We start from the raw sequence: 25,488 nt of genomic DNA on the forward strand, positions 1-25,488 counted from the left end.
CTCTCGTCATCTCCCTCAGACCGCGTCGAGCTCGGCGGCCGCGGTGATCCGCGTGGCCATGCCGGCGAAGATGAAGCCGTGGAAAGGCAGCACGGCGAGCCAGTACAGCCGTCCCGCGAGGCCCTTCGGGAAGTACACCGCCCGCTGGTCGTAGCGCGAGCCATCGCCGTCCGGCGAGGCGCGCAGTTCGAGCCAGGCCAGCCCCGGCACCTTCATCTCGGCGCGCAGGCGCAGCATCCGTCCCGGCTCGATCGCCTCCACTCGCCAGAAATCGAGCGCATCGCCGACAGCCAGCCGCGCCCGCGACCGGCGGCCGCGGGCCAGGCCGATGCCGCCGACGGCCCGGTCCATCCAGCCGCGCACCGCCCACAGCAGCGGCGACGAATACCAGCCGTTCTCACCGCCGATCCCCTGGATCACACGCCACAGCGCTTCCGGCGACGCTGAGGTGTGAGCCGTTCTCGAGTCGGTGAACGCGGTGCGCCCGGCCCAGTCGGGGTCGCTCGGCAGCGGGTCGCTCGGCACGCCGAGCACCTCGGCATCCTGCCAGCTCGTCTCGACCTCGTCGGCCTCGACCCGCCCGAGCGCCAGCCGTACCGCGCGCCGATAGGGGGTGAGCCCGTCGACGGGAAGCGGGATGAGCTCGTCCACCGCGCGATCCTTCACCACGCATTCGTTCTGCAGCGACTCGACGAGCGGACGCGCGATGGACGCCGGTATCGGCGTCACCAGGCTCACCCACAGCGATGCCAGCCGCGGCGTCAGCACGGGCAGCGCGGCGATCGGGCGCTGGCGCAGCCCCGCCTCCACCGCGTACCCGTTCATCATCTGGCCGTACCGCAGCACGTCAGGCCCCCCGATGTCGACCGCGCGGTTGACGTCACCGTCCACCCGCGCCGCGCCCAGCAGGTAGTGCAGCACGTCGCGCACCGCGATCGGCTGGATGCGGTTGCGCACCCACCGCGGTGCCGGCATGTACGGCAGCACCTCGGTGAGGTGGCGCACCATCTCGAAGGACGCCGAGCCCGAGCCGATGACGACCCCGGCCTGCAGCACGAGGGTCGGCGCTCCGCTGTCCAGGAGCACCTGCCCGACCTCGACGCGCGAGCGCAGGTGCGGCGACAAGGTCGCACGCTCGGGGTGGAGTCCGCCGAGATAGACGAGGCGCCCGACGGATGCTGCCGCCGCGGCGTGAGCGACCGCTGTCGCCGCCTGCCGGTCGGTCTTCTCGAACGAACTGCCCGCAGACATGGAGTGCACGAGGTAGTAGAGGACGTCGACATCCGCCGCGGCGCGCGCGACGGCCTCGGCATCCCGCGCATCCCCCGCCTCGACCTCCACACCGCCGCCCCACGTGAACGCGGAGAGCCGGGCGGGATCGCGGACGAGCACCCGCACGACGTAGCCCGCATTGAGCAGTCGCGGCACGAGCCGGCCGCCGATGTACCCCGTCGCGCCCAGCACGAGTGCTCGCGGCGGCGATCCGTCGGCACGCGGCCGCGCGGCGAAGGCGGGCTCGGATCCCGTGGGGGCGGAGACGTCGTCCATGCTCGCAGGCTATGCGCCCGCCGGTCCACCGGGCAGGGGGTTGACGCCTCAGAGGCGCTTGCCGAAAGCCCGGGTCCCCTCGGGCGAGGGGAGAGCGGTGAAGCCGACGCGGGGGTAGAACGCGATCGCGCCGGTGTTGTCGGCAGATGCCACGAGATGAAGGCCGCGTACGCCGCGTACGCGCAGCGCCTCTTCGAGCGTCTCGATGAGAGCCCGGCCGAGGCCCTGCCCCTGCGTCTCGGGGAGCAGGTCGATGTGCAGGTGCGCGGGGAAGTCCTCGCCGAACGGCTGCGCACCGCCCTGCCGCGCGTAGGCGTAGCGGAGCGTGCCGTCCTGGCGGGACGGCGCGCTCGCCGGTTCCGGCGCGGGTTCCGGCCAGCGGCCGGAGAACTGCGGCCACCATTCGGTCGCGAACCACTCTTCGAACGCCGCCGTGTCGGGCGCACCCACCACATAGCCCACGACGCGTGCGTCATCGCTCTCGACGACGAAGGCGAACTCGGGGTGGCGGGCCGCGTACGGAAGCACGAAGATCTCGGCCCACAGGTCATCGTCGTCGAGGATGCCGGTCGCATCGGCTCCGGCATCCGCCGTCCTCAGGCAGATGTCGGCCAGCGCCGGCTCGTCACCGGGGCGAAATGCTCTGATGCGGACCATCGGCAGAGTCTACTGAGGGGGCGCCGGGTCGAGGGGGATCAGTCGCACGGCCGCGGAATCGACGCGCAGGCGCACCGCCATACCGGGGGCGATGCCGAGGTCGGCGACCCGGCCCGCGGAGAGGTCGACGGCGACTTCGGGGTCGGCGGTGCGGATCCGCACCCCCGCGGGCGTCGGCTCGAGGCGCGTGACGCGAGCCAGCCACTCGCCACGGCGGACGCCTCCTTCGACGTGCGGGGCACCGGTGCGCGCATCGATGCCTATCCGGTCGACCGCCACGGCGCCGGGGGCGAAGACGGCGGCCGCCTCGCCGCCGTCCGCGAACGTCTCGGCCCCCTGCCCACCGGATACCGCGCGCGCCACGTCGAGCGTGAATCGCCCCTGCTGCCACCGGCCCGCACTCACCGAGCCGACGACACGATTCAGGCCCGCCACCGCCGCGGTGAAGCGCGTCGCCGGCTCGGCGAGCACGTCGCGGACCGCTCCGGTCTGGGTGACCAGGCCGTCTTCGAGTACGACCAGTCTGCTCGCCAGCGACACCGCATCGACGGCGTCGTGCGTCGCGACGATCGCCGTGGTGCCGGTGGCGAGGAGCTGATCGTGCAGGAGCGCACGGATATCGCCCGCGGTCTCGGTGTCGAGCGAGGTGAGGGGTTCGTCGAGCAGGACCGCCGCGGGCGAGGTGGCGAGCGCGCGGGCAAGCGCGACGCGCTGCTGCTGCCCTCCCGACAGCTCCGCGGGGCGGCGATCGTCCAGCCCTGCGAGCCCGACCCGTGCGAGCCAGTCATGAGCCGCGATCGCTGCGCTCGGCGCGTCCGCACCGTGCACGCGCAGGCCGAACACGATGTTCGCGTGCGCCGTGAGGTGAGGAAAGAGACGCGGCTCCTGACCGAGCAGCACGATGCCGCGACGCGACGGTGCCGTCCGCACGCGAGGCCGCGGCGCGGCCTCCAGCGTCCTGGCGCCCGAGCGCACGTAACCCTCGTCGAGGGGGACGAGGCCGGCCAGCACCTCGAGCAGCGTGGACTTGCCCGCGCCGCTCGGACCCATCACCGCGACGACCTCGCCCGGTTCGACGGAGAGCGACGCGTCCAGCCGGAAGCCCGGGCGCTGCACCACGACGCGGGCGTCGAGCGCGGTCACCGCACCGGCGTCGCCCGCTGCACCGCCGATGCCGCGGTCGCGCCGGCTCATCGCTGCGCCTCCGCCCGCCAGGCGCGCACGAGCAGCAGCACGCCGACCGCGGTCACCAGCAGCAGCAGCGACAGCGCGACCGCCGTGCCCTGCGAGACGCCCGCGCCGTTGAACGCGGTGTAGATCGCGAGGGGCATGGTCTGCGTCACTCCCGGAGCGTTCCCGGCGAACAGCGCAGTCGCTCCGAACTCTCCGATGGCGCGTGCGAAGCACAGCACGATGCCCGCGACGAGGCCCGGCGCCGCCAGGGGCATCGTCACGCGCGCGAGGATCCTCCAGCGACCGGCACCCAGGCCCGCCGCGGCCTGCTCGAACCCGACGCCGGTGGCGCGCAGCGACCCCTCGAGGGCGAGCACGAGGAACGGCAGGGCGACGAACGTCTGCGCGAGCACGACGGCACCTGTGGTGAACGGCACACGGATGCCCCATTCCGCGAGGATCCCGCCGAACCAGCTCGTGCGCCCGAAGAGGAACAGGAGCGCGACGCCGCCGACCATCGGCGGCAGGACGAGCGGCACCGTGACGACCGCGCGCAGCACCGCGGCCGTGCGCACACGACTGCGAGCGATGAGGAGGGCGAGCGGCACGCCGAGCACCACGCAGATGCCGGTCGCGATGAGTCCGGTGAGGAGCGAGAGCCCGAGGGCCGACAGCGCTTCGGGCGAGGTCACATCCGTCCACAGCGTGGACCACTCGACACGGAGGACGAGCGCGCCGAGCGGGAGGATCAGAAGCGCGAGCCCGAGCACGGCGGGAATCGCGAGCACCCTCGGGACGAACCCCGCCTGTCGCTTCCTCACGCCCGCCATCTCACCACATCCGACGGCGGATCATGCGGGCCACGCCATCATCGCGGCAGGACGATCACGCAGCGCCGAATCCGAGACCCTCGAGAACGGCCTGACCCTCGGCCGAGAGCACGAAGGCGACGAACGCCGCCGCGGCATCCGGATTCGAGGCATCGGTCAGCACCGTGACGGGGTAGTGGTTGACGACGTTCTCGGAACCTGCTGCCGCAACCGCCTGCACATCGTCGTTGCCGATCACGTCGGTCGCGTAGACGAGTCCCGCATCGGCCTCGCCCGCGGCGACCTTGGTCAATACCGCCGTCACGTTCTGCTCCAGACTCGCCGCAGCCACGGTCACGCCGTTGTCGGCGAGGAGCGTGGCCGCTGCTGCGCCGCACGGCACCTCGGGCGCACACAGCACGACCGTCAGCGCAGGATCCGCGAGGTCTTCGATCGTCTTGACACCGCCGGGGTTGCCGGCAGGCACCGCGATCACGAGCGTATTGCTCGCGAACAGCTCCGGCGCGACGGCAAGGCCTTCGTCGGCGACCTTCTGCATGTTCTTCTCGTCCGCCGAGGCGAAGACGTCGGCCGGCGCGCCCTCGATCAGCTGCGTCGCCAGAGTGCTCGAGCCGTCGTACGAGATCGGCAGGACGTCGACATCCGGATGCTGCTGCTCGAACTGCGCCGCGAGCTCGTCGAACGCCGCACCCAGCGACGCGGCGGCGAAGATCGTGAGGTCGCCGGCGAGTTCGTCGACCGCCGCCGTCTCGGTCGACGCCGTCGGCGCGGTGGACGCTGCGGGAGAATCCGCCGAGGTGCACCCGGTCACGGCGAGCAGCACGGCCGCGGCCAGCGAGAGAACGAGCGCGGAGCGGGAGGAGGGACGCGGCATTTCAGCCTTTCGGGGTTTCGACGATGACGTTCGTCGCCTTCACGACGGCGACGGCGAGGGATCCGGGCTCGAGCGCGAGATCGCGCACGGCCTCGGCGGACAGCAGCGACACGACGCGGTGCGGCCCGGACTGGATGTCGACCTGAGCCATCACGCCGTCGATCTGCACACGAGTCACCAGCCCGACGAACCGGTTGCGGGCGCTGGAGAGCACATCGCTGGGATCGGACGCCGCGTGCGCGAGCTCGACGGCGTGCGCGGCGAGCGCGTCACCGGGGACCTCGGCCGGTGCGGCACCGGTCGTAGGAAGCACTCCGGCATCGATCCATCGGCGCACGGTGTCGTCGCTCACACCCAGCAGCCGTGCCGCATCGGCGATCTTGTAGCTCGGCATGACATGAACCTACACCCGCAGGTGCGGGTGATTCGCGTCATTGCAACCGTATATGCGGGCATCTATGCGGCGGGTGGTCCCGAAGTACACGGACACGAAGGAGCGTCCCCCTCCTCGCGGTCGTAGCCTGTCAGCATGGCGTTTCCTCCCCTCGTCGAGCCGGCTCTGGCACTGAGCGAAGCCGAGAGCGCGCGCACGGCGCGACACCGCGTGCTCGCGGGATTCGGCGACATCGCGCAGCGCCGGCTGCGAGCGGCGCACGTGGCGATCGTGGGCGCGGGAGGCCTCGGGTCGCCCGCCGTGCTCGCCCTCGCCGCGGCCGGAGTCGGCCGGCTCACCGTCATCGACGACGACGACGTCGAGCTCTCGAACCTGCAGCGGCAGGTGATCCACCGGGTCGGCGACGTCGGCGCCCCCAAAGTCGATTCCGCGGTCCGCGTCGCAGGCGAGATCTCGCCGGTCACCGTCGTTCATGCCGTGCGCGAGCGCCTCACCGCCGACAGCGCGGCACGTCTGCTCGCCGGGGCGCACGTCGTGATCGACGGCAGCGACACCTTCGACACGCGTGAGGCCGTGGCATCCGCATGCGAGGCCCTCGGAGTTCCGCTCGTGTGGGGCGTCGTGCAGGAGTTCCACGCCCAGGTGACGGTGTTCTGGTCGAGCCCTCCCCCGGGCGTGGATGCGGTGCGCCTGGCCGACCTCTACCCGCCCGAGACGATCGGCGACGTCCCGTCCTGCGCGCAGGTGGGCGTGCTCGGCTCGCTCTGCCTGCAGGTGGGCGGCATGCTGGCCACTGAGACCGTCAAGCTCCTCACCGGCGTCGGCGACGCGCTGCTCGGCCGGGTCGTCGTCGTCGACGCACTCCGCGGCCGCTTCGACGAAGTTCCGCTCCGGCCCGCCGCGGCCGTCCGCCCGGCGCGGGCCGCGCCGGTCTCGAGCGACACCGCCGTGCGCCCCGTCGTGCAGCTCGACGCGGAGGCGACACGTCGGGCCCAGGCCGCCGGTGCGACGATCATCGATGTGCGCGAACCCGCCGAGACCGCCCGCGGCGTGATCCCGGGCAGCGTCGAGGTGCCCCTCGCCACCCTCCTCGCCGACCTCCGGCTCGCCGGGACAGGACCGGTCGTCGTCGTGTGCCAGGTCGGCATGCGCGCGCAGCGCGCGGCCCGGGCGCTGCTCGATGCCGGTGTCGAGGCATCCGTTCTCGCGGGAGGAATCGATGCGTGGGATGCCGCGACTGCGGCACCCGAGAAGGCGACCGCATGAGCGCCGCACCCCTCGTGCTCATCGCCGAGCACCTGGCGACGGTGCTCGCCGCCGTCACCCCCGTCACCACCGAGACGAGATCACTGAGCACTGCCCGCGGCAGGATCCTCCGGCAGGACGTGCGCGCCGCCGTCGACATCCCGGTGTTCGACAATTCGGCCATGGACGGATTCGCGGTGCGGTTCGAAGATGTGGCCGCGGCATCCGAGCACTCCCCTGTTCTCTTGCGGGTCGTCGCCGATCTGCCGGCGGGCACCGATGTCGACCCGCCTCTCGCGCCGGGCGAGGCGGCTCGCATCATGACCGGCTCCCCTTCGCCCACGGCCGCCACCGCCGTCGTGCCGTTCGAAGACACGATCGGCGGCCTCGACGACTCGCTCGGCGAGATCGCGGTGCTCCGCGCCCCCCGCGCGCCCGGCGCCCACATCCGTCGACAGGGAGAGGACCTCGTGGCGGGCGACGTCATCCTGACCGCGGGGGTGCGCCTCGGCGCGCTGCAGACCGCGGCCCTCGCCGCGGCGGGCGTCGCCGCGGTCGTCGTCGCGCGCCCGCCCCGGGTGGCGGTGATCTCGACCGGCTCCGAGCTCGTACCTCCCGGCACGGCGCTGCGCCGCGGACAGATCCCCGAGTCCAACAGCGAACTGCTGGCGGCCCTGGCGGCCGAGGCGGGTGCCGAGGTGGTGCTGCGTACGAGCGTGCCCGACGAGGGGGACGGACCCCGGCAGGCGATCGCCGAGGCCGAGATGCTCGGTGCCGACGTCGTGATCTTCTCGGGAGGGGTCAGTGCGGGCGCGTACGAGGTCGTGAAGAACACCCTCGGCGACGTGATGGCCTTCACCAAGGTGCGCATGCAGCCGGGCAAGCCGCAGGGTTTCGGGCGTACGGCGTCGGGCGTGGTGCTGTTCGGCCTGCCCGGAAACCCGGTGAGCGCCGCCGTGTCGTTCGAGGCGTTCGTGCGTCCCGCGCTGCTCGCGCTGCAGGGCGCGGCAGACATTCACCGGCCCGTGATCTCTCTCGCCGCCGCCGTGTCATGGCGCACGCCGCCGGGGCGCACTCAGTATCTCCCCGTCCTGATCGACCGCTCCCTTCCGCGCGCCTGGCGAGCGGTCCCCGCGACAGCGGGCGGCTCGCATCTGGCAGGCGGCCTCGGCCGGGCCGAAGCGTACGCGGTCATCCCCGCCGAGGTCGACGCGGTCGAGGCGGACGACCTCGTCGATGTCATGCTGATCTCATGAGCTTCACCCATCTGGATGCCGCCGGCCACGCCCGCATGGTCGACGTCACGGACAAGCAGCCCACCGTGCGCTCCGCGACCGCTCGCGGGTTCGTGCGCTGCGCGCCTCATGTCGTCGCGGCATTGCGGGACGGGTCGGTGCCGAAGGGCGACGTCCTCGCCGTCGCCCGGATCTCGGGCATCCAGGCCGCCAAGCGCACTCCCGAACTGCTCCCGCTCGCCCACGTCATCGGCGTGCACGGCGCCGCCGTCGACCTCGAGGTCGTCGACGAGGGCGTCGGGATCGAGGCGACCGTGCGCACCGCCGACCGCACGGGTGTCGAGATGGAGGCGCTCACCGCCGTCGCCGTCGCCGCGCTCGCGATCGTCGACATGGTGAAGGGGCTCGACAAGGGGACTTCCATCGAGAACGTCCGCATCACCCGCAAGACCGGTGGCAAGAGCGGCGACTGGGCCCGCGCGGGCGAGGAATGAGCACCGTGGAATTCGGCGCGATCCTGCTGGCGGGCGGGCGCGCCTCGCGGGTGGACGGCGCGGCCAAGCCGCTGTTCGAGGTCGGCGGGCGATCGCTGATCGCCTCGGCCGTCGCCGCCGTTCGGGACGCCGGAGCCGGGTCGATCGTCGTCGCCGGACCCGAGCTCGACCCGGCCCTGGACGTCGTCTGGGTGCGCGAAGACCCCCCGTTCGGTGGACCCGCCGCCGGTGCCAGCGCCGCGCTCGCGGCGCTCGCGGCGCTCGCGGCGCTCGCTCCGACGACGGAGGGCGAGTCGGGGAGCGCCCCCGAGTGGACGTTCCTCCTCGCGTGCGATCTGCCCCCCGTCGCCCGCGCCGTCGCCGTGCTCGTGGACGCGCTCCCGCTGCTGCCGTCCGACGCCGATGGCGTGTGCCTCGCGGATGCCTCGTCCCGCCCTCAGTGGCTGATAGGCCTCTACCGCACCGCTGCGCTGCGGGCCGCGGCATCCGCTCTGCCGGATGACGGCCGCGACGCCGCCGTGCGCGCCCTCGTCGAGGATCTCGCGATCACCGTCCTGAGCGTCGATGACACCCTCACCCGCGACGTCGACACGTGGGAAGATCTTGCTGACGCACGCGCCGCGGCAGAGCGCCCGACCGAGGAGGCACCGTGACCGAGCCCCGCACACTTCCACCCGAGGCTCTCGATGCGTGGGCCGCCGCGCTTCGGGAGCAGTTCGACCTGGCGCCCGACGACCTGCCCGTCTCGCTGATCCTCGATCTGGCCCGTGACGTCGCGATCGGCGTCGCCCGCCCTGCTGCACCGTTCAGCGCCTTCGCCGCGGGCCTGGTGGCCGGCCGCGCCGGCGGCTCCCCCGCCGACACCGCGGCCGCGGTCGCTGCGATCTCCGCGCTCGCGAGTCAGTGGAAGCAGGAGGCCTGATGGCGCGCATCCGCTATTTCGCCGCCGCCGAAGAGATGGCCGGCCGCGCGGAGGAGACGCGCTTCGAGGCGACCCTCGGCGACCTGCGCGCCGCATTGGCGGACGAGCGGCCCGGGCTCGGCGGGATCCTGCCGCGCTGCGCCGTGCTCGTCGGGGGCGCCCGCGTCGACGACGCGACACCGCTCGGCGCCGACGATCTGATCGACGTCCTCCCGCCGTTCGCCGGCGGGTAAGGAGCGCGAGCCCGTCCGTCGCGACGGACGCGAACCCGTGCGCGGTGCTCAGCCGCCGAGGCCCTTCCAGGCGGTCGTGCCGTCGGATTCGACCTGGCGTTTCCACACCGGCAGATCGGTCTTGATCGCCTCGATGAGGTCGCGGCACACCGCGAACGCCTCGGCCCGATGGGGCGATGCGACGGCGATGACGACCGCGAGGTCGCCCACCTCGAGACGACCGATCCGATGAGAGACCGCGACGATGGCGCCTGTGTCTCCGATGCTCGTCTCGGCGATGCGGTGCAGCGTCGTCTCGGCATCGGGATGGGCGCTGTACTCCAAAGCGACGACAGCGGTCGCGGCATCCGGATCGTGATCGCGGACGCGCCCTACGAACGACGTGACCGCGCCCGCGGCCGGGTCGTCGACCGCATCGAGGTGCGCCGCGAGATCGAGCGGTTCGGCGCTGATCGCGACGAGACGCACGGGCATCAGTGATCGCCCCCCGACAGTTGGTCGACGATGTGACGGGCGACCGACAGGATGACGGGCATGCCCGACTCGACCGCACGCGGCGAGCCCGGCAGATTCACGATCAGCGCGGCTCCGGCCACGCCCGCGACACCGCGCGACAGCATTCCCGCCGGCTTCTCGGCGACGGCACGGCGGCGCAGCTCTTCGGAGACCCCCGGAATCTCGCGCGTGATCACCCGCAGGGTGCCTTCGGGGGTCTGGTCGCGCGGTCCGAGCCCCGTGCCGCCGGTCGTCACGATGAGGTCGACCCCGGCGACGATCTCGGCGGTCAAGGCACGTTCGACGCTGTCGGCTCCGTCGGGCACGACGACCGCGTCATCGCAGGCATATCCGGCGGCACGCAGCGCCTGCACGGCGACGGGGCCACTGGTGTCCTCGCGCTCGCCCGCGGCGGAGCGGTCCGACACGGTGATGACGACGGCGCGAATGCTCACCGCACCAGCCTAGGTCTGCACGGCGACCTATGGCACTCGTGGACCGCCTCGCTCCCGCACGCCGCGTAGCCGCACGGGTGCGCATCCGTGCTCGCGGCAGAGACCTGCGCCCTCACACCCGTCGCTCGAGCCGGATGACCACCGACTTCGAGGTCGGCGTGCCACTGACGTCGGCCACCGAGTCCAGCGGCACGAGAACGTTCGTCTCGGGGTAATACGCGGCGGCATTGCCCCGCGGCGTCCGGTACGCCACGATGCGGAACGCGTCGGCGCGCCGCTCCTGCAGCACGCCGTCGGCGCCCCGCCACTCCGAGACGAGATCGACGATCTCGTTCTCGGCGAACCCGAGCAGGGCGATGTCCTTCGCATTGACGAGCACGACCCGCCGCCCGTCGTGGATGCCGCGGTAGCGGTCATCCTTGCCGTAGATGGTGGTGTTGTACTGGTCGTGCGAGCGCAGGGTCTGCAGCAGCAGGCGCCCCCGCGGGATCACCGGGTACTCCAGCGGATTCGCGGTGAATCGCGCCTTGCCGTCGACGGTCGCGAATCGGCGCGCATCGCGCGGGCCGTTCGGCAGGAAGAACGTGCGGCCTTTGTCGATGCGCTCCTCGTAGTCCTCGAACCCCGGGATCACCCGTTCGATGTGCCGGCGGATCAGCGCGTAGTCGCTCTCGAGCGCGGCCCAGTCGGCGCGCGGGGCGTTCTGCGGATGCCGCACCGCAGCCGGGTCCGGGCCCTCGGCCTCTTCGGCAGCGGTCCGCTCGGGAAGGCCGCGGTCCGGATTGCCGGCCTTCGCAGGTGACGCCCTGCCGAGAACAGGAGCGTCGGCCGGAGCACGGCGCTTCGCACCCGCATCGTCCTGTTCCGGCGAGAACACCTGCTCCGGGAGGCCGGATGCGGCGCCCGCGCCGACGGCCGCGCCCGCATCGACATCGACATCGACATCGACATCGACATCGACATCGACGAAGAGCAGCCCGCAGAGCCGGGCGACGATCGCGACTTCGCTGAGCAGTTCCTCCGACGGCGGTGCGAGCCGCCCGCGGGAGGAGTGGACCGCGCCCATCGAGTCCTCGACCGTGACGCGCTGCTCGCGCTGGCGGCCGCCGGGGCCGCCCCGGCGATCCCGGTCGGTCCGGCCCAGCGTCGGCAGGATCAGCGCCCGGCGTCCGGTGACGACGTGCGAGCGGTTCAGCTTGGTCGACACCTGCACGGTGAGTCCGATGCGCGCCATGCCGGCTTCGACGACCGCGGTATCGGGCGTGGCCGAGACGAAGTTGCCGCCCATGCCGAGGAACACGCGCACACGTCCGTCGCGCATCGCGCGGACCGCCTCGACGGTGTCGAGCCCGTGCTCTCGGGGAGCGGTGAACGCGAACTCCTCGTCGAGCGCCGACAGGAACGCCTCCGAGGGCTTCTCGTAGATGCCGACGGTGCGATCGCCCTGCACGTTCGAGTGTCCGCGCACGGGGCAGACGCCGGCTCCCGGGCGACCGATGTTGCCCTGGAGCAGCAGCACGTTGACGACCTCGCGCAGCGTCGGCACCGAGTGCTTGTGCTGCGTGAGCCCCATCGCCCAGCACACGATGGTCGCCTTCGACACGCGCACAGCCTCGCCCGCGCGGCGCAGGGCCTTCTCGGGGATGCCGGTGGCGGCCACGAGCTCGGGCCACGCGGCATCCGCCATCGCCTGACGGTAGGCGCCGAACCCGCTCGTGTGCTCCCCGATGAACGCATGGTCGAGCACACCGCCGCCGGACTCCTCGGCCTCGAGCAGGTGCTTGCCGATCGCCTGGAACAGCGCCTGGTCGCCGCCGAGGCGGATCTGCAGGAACTCGTCCGCGAGCTTGGTGCCGCCGAACGCGACGCCGCGCACCGTCTGCGGATTCTCGAACCGCATGAGGCCTGCCTCGGGCAGCGGGTTCACCGCGATGATCGTCGCCCCGCGCTGCTTCGCCTTCTCGAGCGCCGAGAGCATCCGCGGGTGATTCGTGCCCGGGTTCTGCCCCGCGACGATGAGCAGATCGGCCTCGTGGATGTCGTCGATCGACACCGTGCCCTTGCCGATGCCGATCGTCTCGGTGAGCGCCGAGCCGGATGACTCGTGACACATGTTCGAGCAGTCGGGAAGGTTGTTGGTGCCGATGCCGCGCACCAGCAGCTGGTAGAGGAACGCCGCCTCGTTGGACGTGCGTCCCGAGGTGTAGAACACCGCCTCGTTCGGGTCGTCGAGCTGTGCGATCTCCTCGGCGACGAGCCGCAGCGCCTCGTCCCACTCGATCGGGCGGTAGTGCGTCGCGCCCGCTTCGAGGAACATCGGATGCGTCAGCCGCCCCTGCTGTCCGAGCCACCAGTCGTCGTGGCCGCGCAGCTCGTCGATCGAGTGGTCGGCGAAGAACTCGGGGCCGACACGGCGCAGCGTCGCCTCTTCGGCGACCGCCTTCGCACCGTTCTCGCAGAACTCGGCGAGGTGCCGCTTGTCCTCTTCGGGCCACGCGCATCCGGGACAGTCGAACCCGTCCTTCTGGTTGACGCGCAGCAACGTCTGGACGGACCGTGCGACACCCATCTGCTCGTTCGCGATCTGCAGCGCGTGCAGCACCGCGGGCACGCCGACGGCGACCTTCTTGGGGCCGGTCGCGCGCACGCGCGTCTCGTCGATATCGGATGCCGGGGGCCGCGTCGCCATGCTCTCAGGCTATTCCTCCGGCCGCCCACCCGGGGCCGGGGCGCCGCGCCGTTCGGTTCAGCAAGGACTGCGGATGCCGCGATCCGCCCGGTCGCGGCGCCGTCAGCCCCACCAGCCCCGCACCGTGCCGCGCAGGTCCTCGCGCGCGACGCCCCCGTGCCCGGGCTGCGACACCGAGAGGCGGGAGTCGGCCGAGGCGTCGCGGTTGTCGCCCATGACCCACACCGCACCTTCGGTGACGGTGACGCGGAACGGGATCGCGCCCCCGGGTCGCGCGTCGTGGACGTACGCCTCGTCGACCGGTTCGCCGTTGACGACGAGACGGCCGCTGCCCGCCTCGCAGCAGACGACGACGTCGCCCGCCACCCCGACCACGCGCTTGACCAGAAGCGCGCCGGGGGTTCCCGACCATCCCTCCCGGTCGACCAGCAGCACGATGTCGCCGCGCGCCGGCGCGCTCCAGCGGTCGTAGATCACGAGGTCGCCGCCGTGGAGCGTGGGGCTCATGGAGTCGTTGTGGACGGAGGCGACGCCGAAAGCGCTCAGCACGAGCGCCGCGGCGACGACCGGTGCGATCATCGCGGCGGCGGCGACGAGCCGGCGCCGTCCGCGCGCGCGAGCGGGCACGGCGCCTGCCGGCGCGTCATTCCGCGTCTCGATCAGCGTCATGGCGCCTCGGCGAGCAGCGCGGTCATCGCGGCGATCTCGCGCTCCTGCTCGACGAGCACGTGCTTGCCCGAGGTCCGGACGAACGCGTTCGATCCTTCCAGCACCGCACGGGTCGCCATCTCGAGCGCTCCCTCGTGGTGCGCGATCATCAGCTCGAGGAACATGCTGTCGGCGAGCTCGCCTTCCGCCGCATCGAGCGCCGCCAGTTGATCGGGGCTCGCCATGCCCTTCATCTCGCCATGGCCGTGGTCGCCGCAGCCCGTCGGGACGTCCTCGGTCGTGCCGTGGCCGGAATGCGCGCCGCCCGCCGATCCGGCCGGGATGGTGCGCAGCCATGCCTGCTGCCACGTGCGCATCGTGTCGATCTCGGCCGACTGATCGGCGACGATGAACTCGGCGAGCGCGCGCGTCCGCTCCCGCACACCGGTCGCGGCGAGAATGAGCTCGCTGAGCGCCAGAGCCTGCTCGTGATGCGGGATCATGCCCTCGATGTAGCAGTGGTCCTCGAGCGTGGGGTACGGCGAGACCGCATCGGGAGCCGATGCGTGCACCGGCGCGGCCACCGGTGCCGACTCGGCCGGGGCTGTGGCTGCGAGCGTGACCGCGCCGGCTCCGGCGAGCCCCGTCGACACGGCCAGCACGACTCCGATGAAGGCGATCCGACTGCGCATGGAGGTTCCTTTCGTGGGACGGGGATGCCGCGGGGCGGCGCGTCGGGTCGCGCCGCCCCGCGGTGGGTCAGGCGAGGACCTGAGCCCCTCGACGCCGCATGTACCACGCGGTGCCGGCCAGACCCGCGCCGGCGATGATGAGCACGAGGCCCGACATCGCCCAGCGGTTCGCGTCGGTGCCGGTCGTCGCGAGAGCGCCGAAGATCGCCGCCGGCGATGCCGACGCGACCGTGAAGGTCCCCTCGGCCACGACCGACGAGGACTGGCCCGTCAGCACCAGGCGGTGCTCGCCCGCCGGCGTGTTGGCCGGGACGATGAACTGCGCGGTCACGGTGCCGTCGGCATCCGCGATGAACGTCCCGACGTCGACGGGATCGGAGTGCAGCACGGCGCTGACCGTCTCACCGGGGGCGAATCCGCTCGCCGTCGCCGTCTGGGTCGCTCCCGGAGCGACTTCGGCATGACCGAACTGCACCGGGTTGGCCACCGGCGTCTCTGCACCCGCCGACGGCGAGCCGCTCGGAGTCGGCGTCGCACCGCTCGTCGGCTCGGTCGTCGGGGCGACCGTCGGCGCGGTGGTCGGGGCGACCGTCGGCTCGGTGGTCGGCGTCGGGGTCGGCGACGCGGTCGGGGACGGCGTGATGTTCGGGTTCGGAACACCGCGCATGTCGCCGTTGACCCACTTGCGACCCTCGGGGATGTTCGGGTTCTGAGCCGCGAAGTCACGCGGGTAGAGGGTGAAGCCCTGCCAGTGGATCGGCATCGGGCTCTGGTCCTCGTCGCGGTTGATGTGGTGGAATCCCACGTTCACCCAGGCGATCGGGTCTTCGAGCGTCTCGCCGTCGGCGATGTAGTCCGAGACCATCTGGCCCGCCTTCGACGGGATCAGGTTGTGGCTCGCGTGCACCTCGTCCGACTTCGCCGACGTGAAGGCGATGTCGTAGTCGGTCTCGGGGTTCAGGTTGTAGGCCTGATCGCGCGGCACGATGATCTCGTACGAACGGGCGTGCCCGTCGGCGTTGATGCTCTCGGGGTTGACGACGCGATACGCCTCGCGGTTCGAGCCGAGCGTCTTCGTCTCGTTGGCGACCTGGGTCAGCGTCGTCTCGAGGATCGCCGTGTGACCGGTGTCTCCCGTCGTGCCGTAGTCGCCCGTCGGGACGGTGGCGAACTTCTCGACGACCTGGTTCGCTCCGGAGTCGATGCCGAAGTCCACTCGCCAGAAGGCCGAGTGGTAGTGGTTGACGGCGAAGTCCTCCTGGCCCGGCGCGAGCGGCCAGCCCTGGTTGACGACGTTCACGTAGTCGTTGGGCGACAGGTCACCGGTCGCACCGAGCTCTACCGAGATCTCACCGTCGTCGTGGAAGCGGTACTGCGTCTGGTACTCGTACCAGCCGATGCGCGACACCGTGTGCAGCACCAGGTCGGTGCCCTGTGCGGCGTACAGTGCGTCGTTCGGAACGTTCGAGCGGTAGGCGAGACCGGAGTCCTCCTCGCCGATGCAGATCGCGGGGATCTCGCCGCGGGCGGCGTCCACCCATGAGGTGCGCACCTCGCCGACGGGGCAGTCGACCGCCGCGATCGCCTGCAGACGGCGCCCACCCACCTGGTAGGTGGTGACGTCGTTGTACTCGGTCGCGCCACTGTCGTAGGGCACGTTGAGCTGGGCGAGCGCGATCGAGTCGAGCACGAGGATCGGCGCGGCGTCATCGCGCGGCTGGTACGCCACCTTGTCGAGCACGAGGCCGCGGTAGGTGTCGAGGCGCCAGCACATCTGCCAGCTCGATCCCGATTCGAGGGTCTCCGACACGAGCGAGTCGCCGGAGCAGGATGCCTCGGTGATCGTCTGCGCGGAGGCGACGGTGGGGACGGCGAGGACGACCAGTCCGCCCGCGAGCAGAGCGGCCGCGGTGGCCGCAGCCAGCGCTCGCCGGATGGGGGTTCGTTTCATCGGGTTTCTCTCCATGGTCATGAGACGGACAGGACGGCGCCGGTCGAAAGGTTGACGACGTAGGCACTGGTGGTGAGGTAGGCGCCGCCGTCGACCTGGGCGAGCAGTTGCACGCAGCGGTCGACGCCGCACGACTCGGCGCCGAAGGACCCGGCATCCGTGACGAACGAGTGGGCGGTGAGGAGGACCTCGGCGGATGCCGGAGTCAGATAGGAGCCGCCGGTGAGCGAGGCGAATTCATCGGTGAGGGGCTGCGACAGCTCGGAGTCCAGGAGCATCTCCCACGCGAGGGAGGTCTCGGCGTCGGTCGGCGCCGGCTGGGAGCTGGATGCGCGCTCGACGGACTCGACGGCGCCGGTCGTGACGTTGACGATCATGCTGACCGTCTCGTTCGTGGCGTAGTCGTAGTACAGCGAGATCAGACGGCGCTGCCCGTCGGCGTACGCCTGGGGTTCGGCGACATCGGTCGACAGGAACTGCAGGCCCGCCTCGCCGAACACGTCCACGCCGGCCGTGAAGGCCGGGTCCTGCGCGCCGACGAAGCGGACGTATTCGACCTCCGCGCCGGAGAGCTGGTCGTAGGCGGCCGCGACCGTGGCGGGCTTGGCGACCTCGACGGCCTTCTCGGGCGCATTCTCATCGGTGCTGTCGGCGGCGATGGGGGTCGACTCCGGGAGTTCGGGCGAAGAGGTGGCCTGCACCGCGGTCTGCGTCGCGAAGACGAGCGCGACCGCGGCCGCCCCCGCGGCGATGGCCGAGCCGATGCCGAGGGTGCGCGGTGTCAGCAAGCGCCCCATTCTCGAGGGCCGCCGCCCCGAGGAGGGTGGCGAGTCTCCCTCTGGTGAGAGCTGTGTATCCGTCACAGAGTTCCTTTCGATGGCTGGGGATGTTCGGGCTTGTGTCGCTGACGGCGGCACGACTCACCCCCCGTCGTGGCGATTCTTCGCCGTCGTCGTTTCCCCGTCGTGTGCTCGGACGAACGCCGAGCGAAATCCCGGTGAGACAGCATCGAAGGACTCGGTGGGGTCGTCTCATCCGGTGTCACGCGCCCGAAACACGACCCGTCGTTGCGCGCAACGGCGCGCCGATAATCTCGCTTCGACCGCAGCGACGAACGGCGAGGAGGACGCATGAGCGCACTCGCCGACGCGATCAGAGAGGCCCGGCCGAGAAACGATCTGGGCGGGAGCTCCCCGTTCGCGGGACTTCGCCGGCGGCACGCGCGGACCGTGGATGTCGTCGCCCAGTCGGTCGCCGCGACCGCACCGGCCGGTGTGCTGCTCATCCACCCCGCCGCCGCCTACGCGCGGAGCGGTTCGTTCGCATTCGTCGACATCGCGATCACGATCACGCTGGTGGTGGGCGTGGCGCTCGTGATCGGCACGTTCGCACGCCGCATCGCGAGCACCGGGTCGCTGTACACGTTCGCCGCACGAGGCCTGGGCACCCACGCCGGCCTGGTCGCCGGAATCGCGTTGAGCCTGGGCTACCTCGCCATCGCGATGAACACTCTGAGTTCCGGCTCGACGCGGCTGGCCCAACTGCTCGTCGGGGGTGCCGAGCCGCCCTCGTGGCTCGTGATCGCGCTCATCGTCGGTTTCGGCGGAGTCATCGCGTTCGTGGTCGCGCGAGGACTGCGGATGTCCACGCGCATGCTCCTGGTGCTCGAATCCGTCGCCGTGATCGCCGTGCTCGCGCTCTCGATCGCCGCGCTCAACCTCACCGAATGGGACCTGGGCCTGCTCGTTCCCGATCCGTCCGACTTCTCTCTGGAAGCGATCATCACGGGCGTCGCCTTCGCGCTCATCGGGTTCGTGGGTTTCGAGAGCGGGGCCGCTCTCGGACCCGAGACGCGGCGTCCGTTCGCCGCGGTCCCGCGGGCGATCCTCGTGAGCGTGGGGGCGACAGGGCTCATCATGCTCGTCGGCACCGCCGCTCAGCTGTCGATCGTGGCGGAGCGGCCCGGTGCGGCGTCACTGAGCAGCGTGACCGGACTGACGTGGCTCATCGACGTGATCGTCGCGATCTCGTTCCTCGCGTGCGCGCTGGCGATGACGAACGCCGCGACGCGACTCGCGTTCGCGATGAGCCGGGAAGGGCTGCTCCCGATGGCGCTGGGCCGCGTGTCGCGCCGGGGTGTGCCGGCCGCCGGCGGCGTGCTGCTGGCGACGCTCGTCACCGCCGTCCCCGTCCTGATCCTCGCGCTCGGAGGCAGCAGGCAGGACATGCGCATCGTGACCTCGCCGGCATCCATCCTGGGCTTCGTGCTGGCGTACGCCCTCGTCTGCGCGGCTGCACCGGTGTTCCTCGCACGGATCGGCGAGCTCACCATCCGCGTCGCGGTGCTGTGCATGCTCCCCCTGGCAGGGCTGCTGGTCGTGCTGGGCTTCTATCTCGCCGCGACCCTGCGCGACAATCCCACTGGCCTGCTGTGGGCGATCGGGCTACTGGCCGCCCTCGTCGCGGCAGGTTCGGTGCGCCTCGCCCGGCACCCGGCGGTGGCGGCACGCATCGGCGTCCACGACTGGCCGATCGACACCGATTGCCTCGACGGGCCGGCACGAGGGTGACCGCGGCCGATCTCGCACACGAGGCGCGGCCGCCGGAGAAGGGCCTCGGGCTCGCCCTCGAAGTCCTCGAGCAGGTCGCGCGTCATCCGCAGGGCGCGACGGCGGCGGAGATCGCCCGCGCGGTCGGCGCGCCGCGCGCGACCGTTTACCGGGTGGTCAACTCCCTGGTGAGAGACGAGTACCTGGTGCGGCGCCCCGACCTGACCGGATTCCTCCTCGGCGCGCGTGTGCTGGAGCTGGCGGCGGTCGTCGACGCGCACCGGCGTCCGGACTACTCCGGCGTGCTCGACGCGCTGCGTGCCGAGACCGGCGAGGCGGTGCACCTGTTCGCGTTCCGCGATGGCGGGGTGGCGATCCTCGACGAGGATCCGCGGTCGCCCATCTCCGACCGTGCGGCGCTCCTGGGCGATCCCACCCGCTCAGCGGTGGGTCATCTCTGGCTCGTCGGGCGACCCGATGACGATACGCGCGGAACGCGATGGCGTGTCCGCGCGCAGCCGGCCGATGTGGAGGCCATCGCCGAGGCGTATGCGATTCGCGGGTACACGGAGCAGGCCGCGCTGCTGGCGCCCGATCGGGGCTGTCTCGCGGTGCCGATCAGCAACGACCACCACGAGCCGATCGGTGCGGTCTCGCTCGCCACGCCGGTCTCCCGGCTCTCGGTCGCGGCGAGACACGTCGCGCGGCTGCGCGGAGCCGCGGCATCCCTCTCCTCCACCGCCCTCTGATCTCACCCGGTGCACCCGGCGCACTCGGTGCGCCGAGCCACGCGAGAGCTCGGGTCAGCGCCTGCCGGTGCCGAAGATTCCGCGGATGACGCCGCCGAGTATGGTCTGCGTCGACTTCGAGTTGAGAATCTGATCGAGCGGGGACTTCTGCGCGCTGCGCGATGTCCGGGTCGATCCGGCGGTCTTCTTCAGCAGCCGCTCGTACTCCTGCTGCGCCTTCTTCTCTGCGGTCGCCGCCGCCTTCGCGGCACTCGCGTTCTCCTTGTCGATCGCAGCCTGCTGCGTGGCGAACTCGGCGTCGATCTTCGCCTTCTCGAGCGCGGCCTGCGCGACCGAGGCCGCCTCGTCGGCGGCCCTCATCTTCGCCGAGAGGATCTCTCGGGCCGACTCGCGATCGATGGGCGTGCCGTACTTCGCGAGAAGGAGGGATGCTCTGACGGCCGCGTCGATCTGCGGATCGGGCGTCGGCGACATCAGGCCCTGCGGGGCACGCAGCCGGGTCCACGCGACGGGCGTCGGGGCACCCTTCTCGCTCATGACCGTCACGATCGCCTCGCCGGTGCCGAGCTCCTGCAGCACCCGTTCGAGGTCGTAGCCCGACTTCGGGTAGGTGCCGACCGTCGCACGCAGCGCCTTCGCGTCGTCGGGCGTGAAGGCGCGCAGGGCGTGCTGCACCCGGGACCCCAGCTGCGCCAACACGTCGCTCGGCACGTCCTTGGGAGTCTGCGTCACGAAGAACACGCCGACGCCCTTCGACCGGATGAGCCGTACGGTCTGCACGATCGCCGAGAGGAAGTCCTTCGACGCGTCCTTGAACAGCAGGTGCGCCTCGTCGAAGAAGAAGACGAGCTTGGGCTTTTCGACATCGCCCACTTCGGGGAGGATCTCGAAGAGCTCGGCGAGCAGATACATCAGGAACGTCGAGAACAGCGCAGGCTTGTCGACGACGCCCGGAACCTCGAGCAGGCTGATGATGCCGCGTCCGTCCGCGGCCGTGCGGATGAAGTCCGCGACGTCGAACTCGGGCTCGCCGAAGAAGACGTCCGCGCCCTCGTCGGCGAAGGTGATGAGTTCGCGCAGGATCACCCCCGCCGTCGCCGGCGAGAGCCCGCCGAGCTCTTTGAGCTCGGCCTTGCCTTCGTCGCTCGTGAGGTGGCTGAGCACCGCGCGCAGGTCTGACAGGTCGACGAGCGCGAGGCCCTGTTTGTCGGCGTAGTGGAAGACCAGGCCCAGGCTCGATTCCTGCGTCGCGTTGAGTCCGAGCACCTTGCTCAGCAGGAGCGGACCGAACCCCGACACCGTCGCGCGCACCGGGACACCCTTGCCGATGCCGCCCAGCGCGAAGTACTCGGTCGCGGATGCCTCGGGCTTCCAGTCCTGACCGATCCCCTCGGTGCGCGCCAGCAGCTTGGCGCTCGACTCGCCGGGGGTGGCGACGCCCGACAGGTCGCCCTTGATGTCGGCCGCGAACACCGGGACGCCCTTCGCGGCGAGCTGTTCGGCGAGACCCTGCAGCGTACGGGTCTTGCCCGTTCCGGTCGCACCGGCCACGAGGCCGTGCCGGTTCATCATGGCGAGCGGGATGCGCACCTGCGCTTCGGGCACGGGGTCGCCGTTGATCAGAGCCCCGACGTCGAGGGTGTCTGCGTCGAAGGAGTAGCCCGTGATGATCGCGGCGATGTCCTCGGCGCCGAGCGGACCCGAGGGCCCCGTTCCGGCGGAAGCCGCAGCGACCTCGCTCGTCCCTTCGGTCCTGCGCTCAGGAGACGAGCCGAGTGGAGGAGCCACGGCGCCGGAGGCATCCGCACCTCGTCTCGGGCCCTCAGCCGAGGACGCACCCCAGACCGGGGACGCATCCGCGTGGGCGGCGGCCTTCGCCTGCGCCGCTGCGGCCTCGGCGGCGGCGAGCGCGGCCCGGGCCTGTGCGGCTTTCAACTGGGCCTCGGCGGCGTCGGCGTCGGCGCGGAGCCGGGCGAGCTCGGCTTCGGCGGCGGCCACAGCGGGATCGGGCGTCGAGGGCGCGGTCATGCGCTCAGCCTAACCAGAGGCTCCGGTCGCGGCATCCGCTCGTTCTCGAGCCATCGGCACGACGAACGCAGCCGCGACGAGCAGTGCCGCCCCCGCCCCGATGAGCGCGCCGCCCAGGGTGTCGCTCAGCCAGTGCACGTGCAGATAGGTGCGGCTGAAGGCCATGAGCACGACCCAGGCGGCGCCGACCACGGCGACCCATACGCGCGGGAAGATGATGACGGCGGCCACCGCGATGGTCGCGGCGTTGGCCACATGCCCCGACGGGTATGAACCGTAGTCCGACAGCACCAGCATGTCTTCGGGGCGAGCGCGTCCGTACACGTGCTTGAGCACCTGCACGCCCGCGGCCGACACCGCCTCGGCCGCGAGGAAGTACGCCGCCGCCCACGGCAGGCGAAGCAGGATGAGGCCGATCGCGCCGCCGATAGGCACGACGAGCACTCCGAACCATCCCCCGCCCAGCCAGTTCATCACGCGTGAGAAGCCGAGAAGCACCGGATTCCAGAGCTCGGCGATCGCTGCGTTCCACCATGTGTCGATCGGGAACGGCTCGTCGCCGCGTGAGAAGATCCACCAGCCCAGCAGGCACGACAGCGCCACGAGCACGGCGCCCCCCACGAGGTACGCCGTGACGGATGCCGTCACCCGCCTCTGCGTGTCGGTCATCGCCCCATTCTGCACGGCCCGGCGCGACATCCGCGTCACGAGGCAGGATGAGGTGCATGAGCCGAGCAGTAGACTCCCTGCGCGCGGTCATCGCGCCTCTCACACGCACCCGACTGTTCCGCCGCGTGATCGGCCCGATGCTGCTGCCACCGGTCGAGCGGCTCGTCGCGTGGGCCTCGCACGGCCGCGTGCAGGTGAGCGCACTTCTGGTGCCGTCGCTCGTGCTGCACACGACCGGCGCGAAGACGGGAACGCGCCGCGATGTGCCGCTCATGTACACGCCGGACGGGCACGGCCGCGCGATCATCGCCGGCACGAACTTCGCGGGCTCCCGGCATCCGGCATGGACCGCGAACCTGCTCGCCCACCCGGAGGCCGCGATCACCGTCCACGGACGCGACCTGGCCGTGCGGGCGAGCCTCATCTCCGACGGCGAACGCGATGCCGCCTGGGCGCGCATCGAGCGGCAGTGGCCCGGCTACCGGGGCTACGAACGCGATTCGGGCCGCTCGGTGCGGCTCTTCCTCCTGCAGCCGGTCCGCGTGCAGCACTCGCCGGGCTCGCCGCGCGCCTGACTACGGCGCGAGGCGCTCCACGGTGCGCGGACGCACGATGAGCCACAGCGCGAGCACACCGACCACCGAGCAGCCCACCATGACCGCGGCCATCGTGGTGGCGGTGATGCCCGCGTCGGCGGCGATCCAGCCCACGAGCGGAGAGATGATGCCGGCCACGCCGAAGTTGGTCGCACCGACGATGGACTGCGCCGTTCCTGCGGCCTTGCCGTGGCGATCGAGGGCCAGCACCTGCACGCACGGGAAGGTGAACCCGCATGCGGTCATGAAGAAGAACAGCGGGATGATCGTGCCCCACATGCCGAGACCGAGCTGGTCGGTGACGATGATGGCGGATGCCGCGACCACGAGCACGGCGGTGGACCACGCCATGACCCACTGCGGGCCGTACTGCGCCGCCAGCCGCGAGGCGAACTGGACACCCACGACCACGCCGAGCGAGTTGGCGGCGAACAGCAGTCCGTACTGCTGGGGGTCGAAGCCGTACTCCTGCTGGAAGAGGAAGGACGACGACGAGAGGTACGAGAACAGACCGCTGAAGGTCATGCCGCCGATGACCAGCACGCCGATGAAGACGCGGTCGCTGAACACGCTCTTGTAGCGCTGCCAGACGGTCGTCGCGCCCCTCTCATGACGGCGGGCGCGCGGAAGGGTCTCGGGGATGAAGATGACCGCCGAGATGAGCATGATCAGGCCGTAGATCCCGAGCACGACGAAGATGCCGCGCCACGGCATGACCAGCAGCAGCGCGGAGCCGACCAGCGGCGCGAGCACCGGAGCGACACCCGAGACGAGGGCCAGCCGCGAGAGCATCACCACCAGCCGGCGTCCCCCGAACAGGTCGCGGACGATCGCGGCGGCCACGACACCGCCGGCAGCGGCACCGGCACCCATGAACACCCGGGCGACCGACAGCAGCTCGAGCGACGGCGCGAGGGCCGCGGCGATGCTCGCCACCACGTGCAGCGCCGTCACGATCAGCAGCGGCATCCGGCGTCCGACCTTGTCGCTCAGCGGTCCCACGATGAGCTGGCCCAGTGCGAAGCCGATCATCGTGCCGGTGAGTGTCAGCTGGATCGCCGCCGCGGTCGTCTGGAAGTCCTCCTCCAGCACGGGGAAGGCCGGCAGATACAGGTCGATCGTGAACGGGCCGAGCGCCGTCAGCGCCCCGAGCAGGATGATGTAGAGCACCCGCCGGCGCGTCGAGATCGAGTCGCCGGGGTGCAGGACGATCGGCGCGGTGGCCGGATCGCTGCCGAGCGTGCGGATCGCGCCGGTGGCCGTCGGGTGCGGGTGAGGGGCGTGGGGGGTGCGGTCTTCGGAGTTCTGAACGGGGACGGATGCGGTGTCGAGCAACGTTTCTTCGTTTCGATGACGAGGCGGGAAGGCGTCGACACCGGCAATCCGGTTCAGGCGCACAGGGGCGGGAATCGATCGGCGCTGCCGAATTCGTCGAATCGATTCGAGACCCATAGTACCGGATGCCTCGACCAGGCCTGAAAGCCCCGTCCGAGCCGCCGCGGCCCGGCCATGCCTCGCTCACGGCTGTCGGTGGCTTCCCAGACCCGAGGCCCATGCGCTCGCATAGGATGAGACGGTCCAGTCACCCCCTGCCCCGCTGACAGCCACGCGCCGGGCGCCCGAGCCGAGATCAATCAAATGACCCCGACACCCCCGAGCCCCACCGACAAGCGTGCAAGCGGCAATCCCGCCAAGCAGGCCGAGATCAACCTGACGGTCAAGCAGCAGCGCGAGCAGAAGCGCCAGGAGAAGCTGGCCGAGTATCAGAAGCAGCTCGCCAAGCGCCGCCGCAGCAAGCTGGTGTGGTGGATCGTCGGATCGACGGCCGCGGTCGTCATCGTCGGCCTCGTGGTGGCATCCATCGTCTTCGCCCCCGCACCGGCGCCCACGCTCGAACGTGGCGACGGAAACGGCGAGAGCATCGAGGGCCTCGAGACGTTCTCCCACATCACGACGCACGTGGAAGGGGCTGTCGAATACGAGCAGACCCCGCCCGCAGGCGGCGAGCACAACTCGACGTGGCTCAACTGCGGCGTCTACACCCAGTCGGTACCCAACGAGAACGCCGTCCACTCCCTCGAGCACGGAGCGGTGTGGGTCACGTACGACCCCGCCCAGGTGACCGACGCGGACATCCAGACGCTCGAGGACCAGCTTCCCTCGACGTACACGATCCTCTCCCCCTATGAGGGCATGGACACCCCGATCGCCGTGAGCGCGTGGAATGCCCAGGTGAAGGTGGACTCCGCCGACGACGAGCGCATCGGCGAATTCCTCACGTCGTTCTGGAGGAGCACCTCGGTCCCCGAGCCGAACGCCGTCTGCACCGGCGCCCTCGACGCACCGGGCAAGAAGTAGTCCA

General features: G+C 71.3%; 26 protein-coding genes. 10 read left to right on the top strand and 16 right to left on the bottom strand.

Going from position 1 to position 25,488, the window contains the following annotated elements:
* Positions 1-15: 15 nt before the first annotated feature.
* From KEC57_RS03025 to KEC57_RS03050, 6 genes are read right to left on the bottom strand one after another with little or no spacing between them, the layout of a single operon-like run.
* A complete protein-coding gene (locus KEC57_RS03025; protein WP_229383021.1) occupies positions 16-1,548 on the bottom strand; it encodes an SDR family oxidoreductase in 1,533 nt (510 codons plus the stop codon).
* Positions 1,549-1,596: 48 nt separating this feature from the next.
* Positions 1,597-2,205 carry a GNAT family N-acetyltransferase gene (locus KEC57_RS03030; protein ID WP_229383022.1) on the bottom strand — a complete coding sequence of 203 codons (609 nt, stop codon included), beginning with the start codon at positions 2,203-2,205 and terminating at the stop codon, positions 1,597-1,599.
* Between the two features lie 9 nt (positions 2,206-2,214).
* Positions 2,215-3,399, bottom strand: coding sequence for a sulfate/molybdate ABC transporter ATP-binding protein (locus KEC57_RS03035; protein ID WP_229383023.1), 1,185 nt, complete (start codon positions 3,397-3,399; stop codon positions 2,215-2,217).
* Positions 3,396-4,208 carry an ABC transporter permease gene (locus KEC57_RS03040; protein ID WP_229383024.1) on the bottom strand — a complete coding sequence of 271 codons (813 nt, stop codon included), beginning with the start codon at positions 4,206-4,208 and terminating at the stop codon, positions 3,396-3,398. Before KEC57_RS03040 ends, KEC57_RS03035 begins: the two co-directional genes overlap by 4 nt.
* Before the next feature lie 55 nt (positions 4,209-4,263).
* Entirely contained in the window at positions 4,264-5,082 is an 819-nt protein-coding gene (modA, locus tag KEC57_RS03045) for a molybdate ABC transporter substrate-binding protein (protein WP_229383025.1), read from the bottom strand.
* Position 5,083: 1 nt separating this feature from the next.
* On the bottom strand, positions 5,084-5,476 hold the full coding sequence (locus KEC57_RS03050) for a TOBE domain-containing protein (RefSeq protein WP_229383026.1): 393 nt from the start codon (positions 5,474-5,476) through the stop codon (positions 5,084-5,086).
* A gap of 135 nt (positions 5,477-5,611) precedes the next feature.
* On the opposite strand from KEC57_RS03050, the gene KEC57_RS03055 reads away from it, so the two are divergent.
* Genes KEC57_RS03055 through KEC57_RS03080 form a run of 6 tightly spaced genes read left to right on the top strand, consistent with a single transcriptional unit; the run spans position 5,612 to position 9,605 of the window.
* Positions 5,612-6,742, top strand: coding sequence for a ThiF family adenylyltransferase (locus KEC57_RS03055; RefSeq protein WP_229383027.1), 1,131 nt, complete (start codon positions 5,612-5,614; stop codon positions 6,740-6,742).
* Entirely contained in the window at positions 6,739-7,977 is a 1,239-nt protein-coding gene (locus KEC57_RS03060; RefSeq protein ID WP_229383028.1) for a molybdopterin molybdotransferase MoeA, read from the top strand. The genes KEC57_RS03055 and KEC57_RS03060 overlap by 4 nt, the downstream gene beginning before the upstream one ends.
* Positions 7,974-8,450 carry a cyclic pyranopterin monophosphate synthase MoaC gene (gene moaC / locus KEC57_RS03065; protein WP_229383029.1) on the top strand — a complete coding sequence of 159 codons (477 nt, stop codon included), beginning with the start codon at positions 7,974-7,976 and terminating at the stop codon, positions 8,448-8,450. The genes KEC57_RS03060 and moaC overlap by 4 nt, the downstream gene beginning before the upstream one ends.
* The gene (mobA, locus tag KEC57_RS03070) at positions 8,447-9,103 is read left to right on the top strand and encodes a molybdenum cofactor guanylyltransferase (RefSeq protein WP_229383030.1); all 657 of its coding nucleotides are present in this window, start codon (positions 8,447-8,449) and stop codon (positions 9,101-9,103) included. Before moaC ends, mobA begins: the two co-directional genes overlap by 4 nt.
* The gene (locus KEC57_RS03075; RefSeq protein WP_229383031.1) at positions 9,100-9,372 is read left to right on the top strand and encodes a DUF6457 domain-containing protein; all 273 of its coding nucleotides are present in this window, start codon (positions 9,100-9,102) and stop codon (positions 9,370-9,372) included. Before mobA ends, KEC57_RS03075 begins: the two co-directional genes overlap by 4 nt.
* Positions 9,372-9,605 carry a MoaD/ThiS family protein gene (locus KEC57_RS03080; RefSeq protein ID WP_229383032.1) on the top strand — a complete coding sequence of 78 codons (234 nt, stop codon included), beginning with the start codon at positions 9,372-9,374 and terminating at the stop codon, positions 9,603-9,605. The genes KEC57_RS03075 and KEC57_RS03080 overlap by 1 nt, the downstream gene beginning before the upstream one ends.
* A gap of 48 nt (positions 9,606-9,653) precedes the next feature.
* Here KEC57_RS03080 and KEC57_RS03085 read toward each other — a convergent pair whose 3' ends face one another.
* The 7 genes from KEC57_RS03085 to KEC57_RS03115 all read right to left on the bottom strand — a co-directional run bounded on the left by KEC57_RS03085 (position 9,654) and on the right by KEC57_RS03115 (position 17,323).
* The gene (locus tag KEC57_RS03085; protein ID WP_229383033.1) at positions 9,654-10,079 is read right to left on the bottom strand and encodes a molybdenum cofactor biosynthesis protein MoaE; all 426 of its coding nucleotides are present in this window, start codon (positions 10,077-10,079) and stop codon (positions 9,654-9,656) included.
* Positions 10,079-10,555, bottom strand: a complete 477-nt coding sequence (locus tag KEC57_RS03090; protein WP_229383034.1) for a MogA/MoaB family molybdenum cofactor biosynthesis protein — start codon at positions 10,553-10,555, stop codon at positions 10,079-10,081. Before KEC57_RS03090 ends, KEC57_RS03085 begins: the two co-directional genes overlap by 1 nt.
* 112 nt (positions 10,556-10,667) lie before the next feature.
* A complete protein-coding gene (locus KEC57_RS03095) occupies positions 10,668-13,244 on the bottom strand; it encodes an FdhF/YdeP family oxidoreductase (RefSeq protein WP_229383035.1) in 2,577 nt (858 codons plus the stop codon).
* A gap of 102 nt (positions 13,245-13,346) precedes the next feature.
* The gene (gene lepB, locus KEC57_RS03100; protein ID WP_229383036.1) at positions 13,347-13,913 is read right to left on the bottom strand and encodes a signal peptidase I; all 567 of its coding nucleotides are present in this window, start codon (positions 13,911-13,913) and stop codon (positions 13,347-13,349) included.
* On the bottom strand, positions 13,910-14,584 hold the full coding sequence (locus KEC57_RS03105) for a DUF305 domain-containing protein (protein ID WP_229383037.1): 675 nt from the start codon (positions 14,582-14,584) through the stop codon (positions 13,910-13,912). Before KEC57_RS03105 ends, lepB begins: the two co-directional genes overlap by 4 nt.
* Before the next feature lie 67 nt (positions 14,585-14,651).
* Positions 14,652-16,535 (bottom strand): copper amine oxidase, encoded by a 1,884-nt coding sequence (locus KEC57_RS03110; protein WP_229383038.1) that lies wholly within the window; start codon positions 16,533-16,535, stop codon positions 14,652-14,654.
* A gap of 17 nt (positions 16,536-16,552) precedes the next feature.
* Positions 16,553-17,323: a hypothetical protein gene (locus KEC57_RS03115; protein WP_229383039.1), complete on the bottom strand. Its 771-nt coding sequence runs from the start codon at positions 17,321-17,323 to the stop codon at positions 16,553-16,555.
* A gap of 342 nt (positions 17,324-17,665) precedes the next feature.
* Between KEC57_RS03115 and KEC57_RS03120 the strand changes: the two genes are divergently transcribed.
* The gene (locus tag KEC57_RS03120) at positions 17,666-19,105 is read left to right on the top strand and encodes an APC family permease (RefSeq protein WP_229383040.1); all 1,440 of its coding nucleotides are present in this window, start codon (positions 17,666-17,668) and stop codon (positions 19,103-19,105) included.
* A complete protein-coding gene (locus KEC57_RS03125) occupies positions 19,102-19,833 on the top strand; it encodes an IclR family transcriptional regulator (RefSeq protein ID WP_229383041.1) in 732 nt (243 codons plus the stop codon). The genes KEC57_RS03120 and KEC57_RS03125 overlap by 4 nt, the downstream gene beginning before the upstream one ends.
* A gap of 54 nt (positions 19,834-19,887) precedes the next feature.
* Here the strand turns inward: KEC57_RS03125 and KEC57_RS03130 are convergent, their stop codons facing one another.
* Together KEC57_RS03130 and KEC57_RS03135 are read right to left on the bottom strand one after the other, a co-directional pair.
* The gene (locus KEC57_RS03130; RefSeq protein WP_229383042.1) at positions 19,888-21,861 is read right to left on the bottom strand and encodes a helicase HerA-like domain-containing protein; all 1,974 of its coding nucleotides are present in this window, start codon (positions 21,859-21,861) and stop codon (positions 19,888-19,890) included.
* A 9-nt stretch (positions 21,862-21,870) separates the two neighbouring features.
* A complete protein-coding gene (locus KEC57_RS03135) occupies positions 21,871-22,530 on the bottom strand; it encodes a phosphatase PAP2 family protein (protein WP_229383043.1) in 660 nt (219 codons plus the stop codon).
* Between the two features lie 56 nt (positions 22,531-22,586).
* Here KEC57_RS03135 and KEC57_RS03140 point away from each other — a divergent pair, with 56 nt between their 5' ends.
* Positions 22,587-23,105, top strand: a complete 519-nt coding sequence (locus KEC57_RS03140) for a nitroreductase family deazaflavin-dependent oxidoreductase (RefSeq protein ID WP_229383044.1) — start codon at positions 22,587-22,589, stop codon at positions 23,103-23,105.
* Here KEC57_RS03140 and KEC57_RS03145 read toward each other — a convergent pair whose 3' ends face one another.
* Positions 23,106-24,461 (bottom strand): multidrug effflux MFS transporter, encoded by a 1,356-nt coding sequence (locus KEC57_RS03145; protein ID WP_229383045.1) that lies wholly within the window; start codon positions 24,459-24,461, stop codon positions 23,106-23,108.
* 303 nt (positions 24,462-24,764) lie between these two features.
* Between KEC57_RS03145 and KEC57_RS03150 the strand changes: the two genes are divergently transcribed.
* A complete protein-coding gene (locus KEC57_RS03150; RefSeq protein WP_229383046.1) occupies positions 24,765-25,484 on the top strand; it encodes a DUF3105 domain-containing protein in 720 nt (239 codons plus the stop codon).
* The last annotated feature ends 4 nt before the right edge of the window (positions 25,485-25,488 follow it).

The organism is Microbacterium allomyrinae (assembly GCF_020682705.1).
GTDB classification, from domain to species: Bacteria; Actinomycetota; Actinomycetes; order Actinomycetales; family Microbacteriaceae; genus Microbacterium; species Microbacterium allomyrinae.

Bases quoted from the DNA above. Each gene is read 5' to 3' on its own strand.
- KEC57_RS03040 (WP_229383024.1), bottom strand. From the start codon at position 4,208: ATGGCGGGCGTGAGGAAGCGACAGGCGGGGTTCGTCCCGAGGGTGCTC.
- KEC57_RS03055 (WP_229383027.1), top strand. From the start codon at position 5,612: ATGGCGTTTCCTCCCCTCGTCGAGCCGGCTCTGGCACTGAGCGAAGCC.
- KEC57_RS03025 (WP_229383021.1), bottom strand. From the start codon at position 1,548: ATGGACGACGTCTCCGCCCCCACGGGATCCGAGCCCGCCTTCGCCGCG.
- KEC57_RS03130 (WP_229383042.1), bottom strand. From the start codon at position 21,861: ATGACCGCGCCCTCGACGCCCGATCCCGCTGTGGCCGCCGCCGAAGCC.
- KEC57_RS03110 (WP_229383038.1), bottom strand. From the start codon at position 16,535: ATGAAACGAACCCCCATCCGGCGAGCGCTGGCTGCGGCCACCGCGGCC.
- lepB (WP_229383036.1), bottom strand. From the start codon at position 13,913: ATGACGCTGATCGAGACGCGGAATGACGCGCCGGCAGGCGCCGTGCCC.
- KEC57_RS03050 (WP_229383026.1), bottom strand. From the start codon at position 5,476: ATGCCGAGCTACAAGATCGCCGATGCGGCACGGCTGCTGGGTGTGAGC.
- KEC57_RS03120 (WP_229383040.1), top strand. From the start codon at position 17,666: ATGAGCGCACTCGCCGACGCGATCAGAGAGGCCCGGCCGAGAAACGAT.
- KEC57_RS03080 (WP_229383032.1), top strand. From the start codon at position 9,372: ATGGCGCGCATCCGCTATTTCGCCGCCGCCGAAGAGATGGCCGGCCGC.
- KEC57_RS03105 (WP_229383037.1), bottom strand. From the start codon at position 14,584: ATGCGCAGTCGGATCGCCTTCATCGGAGTCGTGCTGGCCGTGTCGACG.
- KEC57_RS03030 (WP_229383022.1), bottom strand. From the start codon at position 2,205: ATGGTCCGCATCAGAGCATTTCGCCCCGGTGACGAGCCGGCGCTGGCC.
- mobA (WP_229383030.1), top strand. From the start codon at position 8,447: ATGAGCACCGTGGAATTCGGCGCGATCCTGCTGGCGGGCGGGCGCGCC.
- moaC (WP_229383029.1), top strand. From the start codon at position 7,974: ATGAGCTTCACCCATCTGGATGCCGCCGGCCACGCCCGCATGGTCGAC.
- modA (WP_229383025.1), bottom strand. From the start codon at position 5,082: ATGCCGCGTCCCTCCTCCCGCTCCGCGCTCGTTCTCTCGCTGGCCGCG.
- KEC57_RS03095 (WP_229383035.1), bottom strand. From the start codon at position 13,244: ATGGCGACGCGGCCCCCGGCATCCGATATCGACGAGACGCGCGTGCGC.
- KEC57_RS03060 (WP_229383028.1), top strand. From the start codon at position 6,739: ATGAGCGCCGCACCCCTCGTGCTCATCGCCGAGCACCTGGCGACGGTG.
- KEC57_RS03140 (WP_229383044.1), top strand. From the start codon at position 22,587: ATGAGCCGAGCAGTAGACTCCCTGCGCGCGGTCATCGCGCCTCTCACA.
- KEC57_RS03150 (WP_229383046.1), top strand. From the start codon at position 24,765: ATGACCCCGACACCCCCGAGCCCCACCGACAAGCGTGCAAGCGGCAAT.
- KEC57_RS03135 (WP_229383043.1), bottom strand. From the start codon at position 22,530: ATGACCGACACGCAGAGGCGGGTGACGGCATCCGTCACGGCGTACCTC.
- KEC57_RS03085 (WP_229383033.1), bottom strand. From the start codon at position 10,079: ATGCCCGTGCGTCTCGTCGCGATCAGCGCCGAACCGCTCGATCTCGCG.
- KEC57_RS03035 (WP_229383023.1), bottom strand. From the start codon at position 3,399: ATGAGCCGGCGCGACCGCGGCATCGGCGGTGCAGCGGGCGACGCCGGT.